General features: G+C 68.8%; 7 protein-coding genes and 1 pseudogene. 5 read left to right on the top strand and 3 right to left on the bottom strand.

Going from position 1 to position 8004, the window contains the following annotated elements; translation table 11 throughout:
* From E1165_RS26645 to E1165_RS26635, 3 genes are all read left to right on the top strand, one after another.
* Positions 1 to 677: ThuA domain-containing protein (locus E1165_RS26645; RefSeq protein WP_132394477.1), on the top strand; the 677-nt coding region annotated here is incomplete at its 5' end.
* The gene (locus E1165_RS26640) at positions 647 to 1765 is read left to right on the top strand and encodes a Gfo/Idh/MocA family protein (protein ID WP_132394476.1); all 1119 of its coding nucleotides are present in this window, start codon (positions 647 to 649) and stop codon (positions 1763 to 1765) included. The genes E1165_RS26645 and E1165_RS26640, both read left to right, overlap by 31 nt.
* Before the next feature lie 559 nt (positions 1766 to 2324).
* The gene (locus E1165_RS26635) at positions 2325 to 3638 is read left to right on the top strand and encodes a phytase (RefSeq protein WP_243705003.1); all 1314 of its coding nucleotides are present in this window, start codon (positions 2325 to 2327) and stop codon (positions 3636 to 3638) included.
* Between the two features lie 386 nt (positions 3639 to 4024).
* On the opposite strand, the gene E1165_RS26630 is transcribed toward E1165_RS26635, so the two are convergent.
* Complete coding sequence (locus tag E1165_RS26630) at positions 4025 to 4267, bottom strand: hypothetical protein (protein WP_132394475.1); 243 nt, start codon at positions 4265 to 4267, stop codon at positions 4025 to 4027.
* 651 nt (positions 4268 to 4918) lie between these two features.
* Between E1165_RS26630 and E1165_RS26625 the strand changes: the two genes are divergently transcribed.
* Both E1165_RS26625 and E1165_RS26620 read left to right on the top strand, forming a co-directional pair.
* On the top strand, positions 4919 to 5752 hold the full coding sequence (locus tag E1165_RS26625; protein WP_132394474.1) for a MerR family transcriptional regulator: 834 nt from the start codon (positions 4919 to 4921) through the stop codon (positions 5750 to 5752).
* 214 nt (positions 5753 to 5966) lie between these two features.
* Positions 5967 to 6713, top strand: coding sequence for a hypothetical protein (locus tag E1165_RS26620; protein ID WP_132394473.1), 747 nt, complete (start codon positions 5967 to 5969; stop codon positions 6711 to 6713).
* A gap of 346 nt (positions 6714 to 7059) precedes the next feature.
* Here the strand turns inward: E1165_RS26620 and E1165_RS26615 are convergent, their stop codons facing one another.
* Both E1165_RS26615 and E1165_RS30225 read right to left on the bottom strand, forming a co-directional pair.
* Positions 7060 to 7461 (bottom strand): VOC family protein, encoded by a 402-nt coding sequence (locus tag E1165_RS26615; RefSeq protein ID WP_132394472.1) that lies wholly within the window; start codon positions 7459 to 7461, stop codon positions 7060 to 7062.
* A gap of 148 nt (positions 7462 to 7609) precedes the next feature.
* A pseudogene (locus E1165_RS30225) lies at positions 7610 to 7824 on the bottom strand (SDR family NAD(P)-dependent oxidoreductase); the annotation flags it as partial.
* Positions 7825 to 8004: the final 180 nt, after the last annotated feature.

Here is an 8004-nt window from a genome sequence, read left to right as displayed (position 1 = left end):
GGTGGGAGGGACACCGGCCTGTCGAGGCGACGGAGTTGTTCATCCCGTTCCTCGAACGCAGCGGATACGCGGTACGGGTGGAGGGGTCGACGGACATCTACGCCGACGCCGCCGAACTGGCCGACACCGACCTCATCGTGCAGTGCGTGACGATGTCGCAGATCACCGGGGAGCAGGTGGCAGGTCTGGCTGCGGCGGTCGCCGCCGGGACCGGTTTCACCGGCTGGCACGGCGGCATCGTCGACTCGTTCCGCGCCTCCTCGGACTACCTGCACCTGGTGGGCGGCCAGTTCGCCACCCATCCGGGCATCCAGCCGTGCGAACGTAGCGGCGGAGAGGAGGACAACTTCCTGCCACACTCGGTCAAGATCACCGACCTCGGCCGGGAGCATCCGGTCACCGCCGGGATCGAGGACTTCGACCTGGTCACCGAGCAGTACTGGGTGCTGCACGACGACCTGATCGACGTACTGGCCACCACCACCCATCCGACGCGGGCGTGGCACCCGTGGCACCGGTCGGTCACCTCGCCGGCGATCTGGACCCGAAACTGGGGCGCCGGGCGGATTGTCGTGACGACCCCGGGACACAGCCTCGACGTTTTGGAGCACGCGTGCGTCCGCACCGTCATCGAGAGGGGGATGGTGTGGGCGACCCGCACGGCGTCGGCATCGTAGGTCTCGGGGTCATCTCCCGCGCGTACCTGGACACGCTCGCCAACCATCCCACGGTGCGCGTCGTCGCGGTGGCCGACAGGGACGCGGCTCGGGCCGTCGCTGCCGCCGCCACGATTCCCGGCGCCGAGGCGGTCAGCGTCGAGCGGCTGCTCCACCACCCCGACGTGGAGACGGTGCTCAACCTCACGATCCCGGCGGCGCACGCCGAGATCTCGGGCGCGGCGATCGACGCCGGCAGGAACGTCTACGTCGAGAAGCCGTTCACCGTCACGTTCCCGGAGGGCCGGTCGATCATCGACCGGGCGGCGTCGGTCGGCGTCCACGTCGGTTGCGCGCCGGACACCGTCCTGGGCACCGGTACGCAGACCGCCCGAGCGGCGATCGACGGTGGACTGATCGGGCGCCCGCTCTCCGCATCGGCCGTCATGGTCACCCCGGGACACGAGCGCTGGCACCCTGACCCCGATTTCTACTACGCCCCGGGTGGCGGCCCACTGCTGGACATGGGGCCGTACTACATCTCGGCGCTGGTCCACCTGCTCGGGCCGGTCCGTGCGGTGATCGGGGCGGCCAGCCAGCTGCGTGATGCGCGGGTCATCGGCTCGGGCCCCCGCCTCGGGCAGCGGATCACGGTCGAGGTGCCGACCCACGTGACCGGTGTGCTGGAACACGCGGGCGGCGCCCTGACCACCCTGACGACCAGCTTCGACGGTGTCGCGACGTCGGCCGCGCCGATCGAGGTGCAGGGGGAGAACGGCACCCTCGTCGTACCCGATCCGAACAACTTCGACGGCGAGGTCCGCCATCTCGCGCTCGACGGCCCCGGGTGGCGCGTCCTCGAACCGCGGGCCGGTTACGTCGCCGCCTCCCGGGGGGTCGGCCTGATCGATCTGGTCCGGGCCGACGAGGTGCGTCCGCCACGGGCCAGCGGTGAGGTAGGGCTGCACGTACTCGACATCATGACCGCCCTGCTCCGTTCGGCCGCCGAGGGCCGGCGGGTCGAGCTGACGACGGCGGTCGAACGCCCCGTACCCGTCCCGTTCACCCCGGCCGAGGACTGGCTGTCAACCCACGCACCCGGACGCTGAGGACGCCGGCACAGTGGTGGTGCGGGCGCGGCCTGCCCGGCGGCTTCCCGTCCGCATTATCGCGGCCTGGCCCGGAGGCAAAACCGGATTGTGGCCAGCCGCGCGATAGTGAGCGGATCGAACGTGGACCCTGGGACTGGTGTTCGCTGCAACGTAAGTGCTTCAGCCGTCGAACGGGATTGTTCGGTGATGCGTAGGAGGGTGATCTTGTCGGCGTCCGGGAGCCCGCGGTGCCGTATACACCACGATGCGCGGGTCGGAGCCGTGCGCCGTCAACACGTCGCAATCTAGGGTCAGACCGGGCCGACGACGGGTGCCCGATCGTCTTGCGTTCGCTGTCGTGCGCGGCCACGCAGGTTCGGATGGTGCGATGGTCCTTGGGTGACGAGTAGCCATCGCCGGTGTGGGAGTTCGCTCGCCGAGGGCGGCCGGCATTGACGGATTGTGCTGTAAAGCCGGGACACCCCACGATTTCCACCTTCCGCAACCCGCCGGCCGGCTCGGCGGCAATCTTCGTGCCGAAGGGTGGCTGTGCATGACGCACACGTTGAGCGCTGCGGTGACGGTGGCCGCCGTCGCCGCTGCGCTGCTCGCCCCGGCGCACGCGAGCGCTGCTGCCATCGCCCAGCCGCCGGTCGTGACCACTGACAATGAAACCCCGGTCCTGTACGACGACGAGGCTGGTGGGAACGCCTCCGGTGACGACCCGGCGATCTGGGTCCACCCCACGGACTCCCGGAAGTCTGTGGTGATCGTGACCGCCAAGGAGGGTGGCCTTCGCGTCTACGGCATGAGCTCGCGCGAGCTTCAGTCGCTGCCCGCCACCGAGGCACCGCGGACCGACACTGTCGCAGGCCGCTACAACAACGTCGACATCGCGTACGGCCTCCACCTGGCCGGTCGCCGGGTCGACGTCGCCGTCGTCTCGGACCGCTACAACGACCAGCTCCGGTTCTTCGTCATCGACCCGGCCGGCGCGGCGGCGCGTACCCCGCTGACCGAGGTCACCGCAGCGGACCAGAGCTTCCTGTTCAACCCCGACCGGGAGGCGGTCGAGGGGGAGCAGACCGTATACGGCCTCGCTGTCTGGCAGCCGCGACCGGGCGAGACGTACGGCGTCGTCACCCAGGAGGGCACGACCAGAATCGCTACCGTCCGCATTGTGGAGATCGACGGCAAGCTCGGCTATACGGATATCCGGCAGCTTGTGATGCCGAGTAGCTTCCGGCTGCCGAACGGGATGGCCTGGGTGCCCTGCGAGGAGCCAGGCGTGCTGCCGCAGCTCGAAGGCGTCGCGGTGGACCAGGCATCGGGCGTGCTCTACGCCGCGCAGGAGGACGTCGGCTTGTGGCGGCTTCAGCTGCCGCTCGGGCCGCGGAGCCGGCCGACGCTCGTCGACCGGGTCAAGGACTTCGGGATCCACGATGTCTACGACAGCGAAACCGAGGAGTGCAAGCCGGTCGACCCGAACGCGAAGGGCTACGGCGGGAACCTGCTCACGGCTGATGCCGAAGGTGTCGACATCTACTACGGGCGTGGCTCGGTCGGGTATGTGCTCGTGTCCAGTCAGGGCGACGACACATTCGCGGTCTACCAGCGCCAAGGCACGAATCGGGCGGTGGGAAGCTTCCGGGTCACCGGCGTCGGTGGCGTCGATGACATCAACGGCTCCGACGGTCTGGCAGTGACGAACCGGCCTGTCGGCAAGTACCGGCAGGGTCTGCTCGTCACGCACGACGAGCCCGAGACCGGACCCGACGTCGACGAGGAGCGCGACGCCACGAACTTCTCGTACGTCTCCTGGGGCGACATCGCCCGCGCAATGTCGCTGACCGTGGACTCCCGTGCCGGGAACGACCCTCGCTTCCGCTGACTCACCGAAACCGTGACCGGCCTGCTCGAGGGCCTCTCGGGCAGCCGGTCCACCAACGCTTCCCACCCTTCCGTGAGCGGTGCGGCCTCAGCGTTCCGGCGGGCCAACGCTGCCCAACAGCGCGTCGGGGTCGAACGCCGCCACGACGGCCGAGCACACTCGGCCCGCTCCAGGATTCGCCGGCTGTGCTGTGGAGGGCGTGTTCGGCGATCTGCCGTACGCGGTCCATGGTGATCTCGGTGCGCTGTCCCACGGTGCGGGGTGATCGGTGGGTTCGACCTCGACGACCGGACACACCATTGACGAGGCGCACGAGGCGGAGTTCCGGGCCCGCTGGTACGAGGACGGGCCGGAGGAGCAGCGGGGGTGACCGTACCTGCACACGCTCATCCGGGCCCGCGCCGAGCGGGGGCCGCCGGCTCGCGTAGCAGCGCGCGGATCTCGTCGGCCTCGGGGTCACCGAGCTGGTCGAAGACCGCCAGCGCCTCGAGCCAGCAGGACCGGGCCGCGTCGGTGTCGCCCCGATCGCCAGGGACCGGCCCAGCGCCAGCAGGGTCCGCGCCCGGCGCGATGGCCGCCAGGCAGGGTGGGCGCGGCCACCCGTCGACCAGGCTGCGGGTGGCCGCCACCAGCCGGGCAACGGCGTCGGCGTCGTACGCCTGCTCGTACCCGGGGCGTCGTCGAACCGGTCGAAGTATCAGCTGGCCACGCCGTCGAGGGCCGAGTCGACGACCAGTCGCAGGGTCGGCGGCGCCGACTGACGGGCCGGCACCCTCGCGGGCACCGCCACGGACGCGGGTCAACGTGGCCCGGGCGGCAGGTGACGGTACTCGTCGACACTCCGTTCGCGGTCGCCCCGCCACCGCAGCCGGCACGGGCGTCCGGTCGCGGTCGCGTCGCCGGATTCGCCCTTCTGCAGAACCGCCGGGTCCGGGCTGGCGGCGACCGCCCAACGGCGCGAGGCTGCCGGGTGACGACATTCTCGCCGGCATCAGCTCGGCGTACTGGAGCGGTGGCACGAAGGGCCGTAACTGGCTCGATCGACTTCTCAAGCTGGTCCGGTCAGGGATCCTGGCACAACGAGCCGGCTTCCTCCCATGGGCGGATACGCGCCCACCACGCCGGGCACCGACGAGCCGGCGCCGCCCGCATTGCCCCAAGCGTCACAGGCTGTCACCGCTGCCCCGTGCTTCAGCTTCCATGGCGATGAGCGGATGCGCGCCGGCTCTGCGAAGCTTCGGATTTGCCCTTCCAGTTACTGGAGGGGTCAACCTTGTGTCATGTTGTCGATCAGTGAGTTCAGCGAGATGTGCCACCTGTCGCCACAGGCCCTGCGCTTCTACCACGCCGAGGGCTTGCTCGTGCCGGCCGAAATCGACAAGCGGACCGGCTACCGTTCGTACGCGTTCGAGCAGGTGGAACGCGCAATGCTGATCACCCTCCTGAGGGATACCGGGATGAGCGTCAAGCTCGTCCGGCACGCCCTCGACGAACCGGACCAGGCGGTTGCCTTACTCGACCGGCACAGCGACGAGGTTCACCAGCAGCGCAAGGCCCAGGAAGAGGCGATTCAGGCCGCCCGTGCCGTCTTCGAAGCGCAGCCGGAACCCCAGTTGCGTCGCGTACCGGGGATGATCGTGGTGGCCAAGTCGGTGCACGACACGCCGCTCGGACGTAGCGCACAAGAGTGGGACGAAGCCGAGGCGATCATCGCGGCAACCGCGACCGAACTGGTCAAAGTGGTGGAGGAGGCCGGCGTCACGTGTCTGGGCAGGCCGTGGAGGGCCCTGGCGCTCGAGACACAGGAACAGGACCGACGCGTCCTCGATGGCGGGGGTCCCTTCTGGGTCGCGAAGGTTCCGGTGGCGGCACCCGCGAAAGTGCTGGCAGCGCTGCCCGCCGATCTCGTCGTCCAAGCGCAGGACGGCCGCGACGAGCTGTCGATCTTCATGCCGGGCCGCAACACGTTGGCCAAGTACTGCACCGCGATCTTGCGCCTGCTCAACGCCCACCCGCTCGACGGCGAGATGTTCGTCAACATCGCGCGCCTGTGCCAAGAGGTCCATGACGACGGGGTCCTGATAAGCGCCCCCGTCGAACGGCGAACGGAGTGAACAACGTCCACTGTCCTCGGCAAGCCACACCACCGGCAACCGGCGCTGCTGCACCGCGTCGATTCATACCCGGGACTGACCAGCATCGACCGTTCAACAGTGCTGAGCTATCTGCACCGGCCGTCTCGTTGGTCTTGGTGCCAGCGATGATGACTCGGAGGCGCTGCGTGATTTGCGTGTCTTGTTAGGAGACGGGCGCGGCACAGTCCCGCCCGTGGGTTCGGTGGTCGACACCTCCTTACTGCCTCCGCCGTTCGTCGTACGTGACACACAGGGAGCCGAGGTCGAGCCGGCGACCGGCTACCTCCGTGAACTCGCGCTGAGCGATTTCAGCCCGTTGACCTGCCGCAGCTACGCCTTCAACTTTACTGCGATGGTTCCGGCTGTTGTGGGCTCTGCAGATGGGCTGGCAACAGGCGACCGGGGCCGAGATCGCGGTATTGGTGGGCTGGCTTCGCTCGGCCAAGAATCGCAGCGGCAGCGGCAGCGGCAGCGGCAGCGGCAGCGGCAGCGGCAACGGCAACGGTCGGATCCGGATGCGCCACCCGCCGGATCCTTGAATCCGAAGACGGGCAAGTCGGCTCTTCAGGCGGGCTACGCACCGTCGACGATCAACCACGCGTTGTCGGTGGTCAGCGGGTTCTACCAGTTCCACGCTCGTCACGGTCGTGGCCCGGTGCGCAATCCAGTCCCGGTCTCAGCGGAACCGCGACGAGCGATGGCACACCGCAGCCCGTCGGAGACACCGGCGAAGTTCGGGCGGGCACGGCTGCGGGTTCCCGCCCCGCTGCCCCGCTCGATCCCGGATGGGTTGTGGGACGATCTGTTCGCGGCGCTGGACTGCGACCGAGATCGGGCACTGCTCGAGTGCTTCGTCTCCAGCGGAGCGCGAACCGCTGAGTTTCTCGGGTTGGTGCCGGAAGACCTTGACTGGGCCGACCAACGGATCTGGGTGATCTAGAAAGGCACCCGTGTGCGGCAGCTGGTGTCGGCTTCGCCGCAGGCGTTCCTCTACCTGGCACGGTACTTCGCTGAGGCGGATCGACGCCGAGCGGGCCGGCTCTGAGTCGGTCGCGGTGGCCACGTACCTCCAGGACTGAGCCCGGCTCGCGTTGCGGGCCGGTGACCTTAACGCCGCGATCGCGGCGCTGGAGGAGGGGCGCGAGCAGGACCGCGGCCCAGGCCGCTGCCCTACTGGTTGAGCGGCCCGCGCCGCATGGTGGTGTCGGACTCGCGATGGCGAGGTGTCAGCCCGGGTGCCCAGGGCGCCAGATGCCTACGCCTATAGAACCGAACCAAACGCTCAGTTACGGCCACACCATCCCTTTGTTGGTCCACGTGACCCCTTTGTTGCGGCACAGGCAGAAGGGATGCCCGGCCGGATCGGTGTAGACCTGCCAGCCGTATCCATCGGGTCCAACGAAGTCCTTCTGCAGTGTCGCGCCGAGTTCGACGACGCGGCGCTGTTCGATCTCGATGTCGTCCACTTCGAAGTCAAGGTGGTACTGCTTGGGGTGTTCGTCATCGGGCCAGCGCGGGGGGCGGTAGTCGTCCACCCGCTGGAAGGCCAGCTCCACTTCGCCGAAGGGGATGCCGGCCCATTGGTCGTCGCTGTCCTCCTTGATCGGGCGGCCTGTTAGTTCGGAGTAGAAGGCCGCTAGCTTCATCGGGTCCGGGCAGTCGATGATGAAATCCGTGAGTTGGAGCATCAGGCGAATTCTGCCACAGGACAGGGCGCAAGCCCCTTCCTCCTCCCCCCGACCGATGGGCGGGATCGGCTGGTCGAGCAGCAGCCTGGCCAGCGCTGTCCGAATGGCGGCGGTAGCGGCGTTGCGCCTCCGCGGCGGTGATCCCTCACCCGCGCACCGAGTCCGGTGCGGCGAGGTCGCAGTGAAACGCATCGGCCCGACCTGCTCCCCGTTGGCTGATCGCATCGGCAACCCGCCGGGCCGCCTCCACGTCCCGGGCCGAGAGGAAGATCTGGGCACCGCGTTCGGCGAACGCCTCGGCCGAAATCGACCTGTGCCACGTGCCGCGCCGGTGATGGCGACGCGCAAACCGTCAAGATCCATGGCCGACAGTGAAGCACCTGAACTCTGCTTGAGGGCAACAGGAAACCTGCAAGCTCGGGCGCTCATCGGCGAAGCCGTGAGCGGCTGATCATGTTCCCGGGGGGCATATTGGCGGCGGGGATGTAGTGGGGGTGTCGGTCGAGGTTTTTGCGGGCGCGGTCGTGGCGCATGGTGGTTCGC

Origin of the sequence: Micromonospora sp. KC723 (assembly GCF_004348595.1) — a bacterium.
In the GTDB taxonomy this organism is placed as follows: Bacteria; Actinomycetota; Actinomycetes; order Mycobacteriales; family Micromonosporaceae; genus Micromonospora.
The sequence above is the reverse complement of the archived record's forward strand: the minus strand, read 5'-3'. Positions and strand labels throughout refer to the sequence as shown.

Bases quoted from the DNA above. Each gene is read 5' to 3' on its own strand.
- E1165_RS26625 (WP_132394474.1), top strand. From the start codon at position 4,919: ATGTTGTCGATCAGTGAGTTCAGCGAGATGTGCCACCTGTCGCCACAG.
- E1165_RS26615 (WP_132394472.1), bottom strand. From the start codon at position 7,461: ATGCTCCAACTCACGGATTTCATCATCGACTGCCCGGACCCGATGAAG.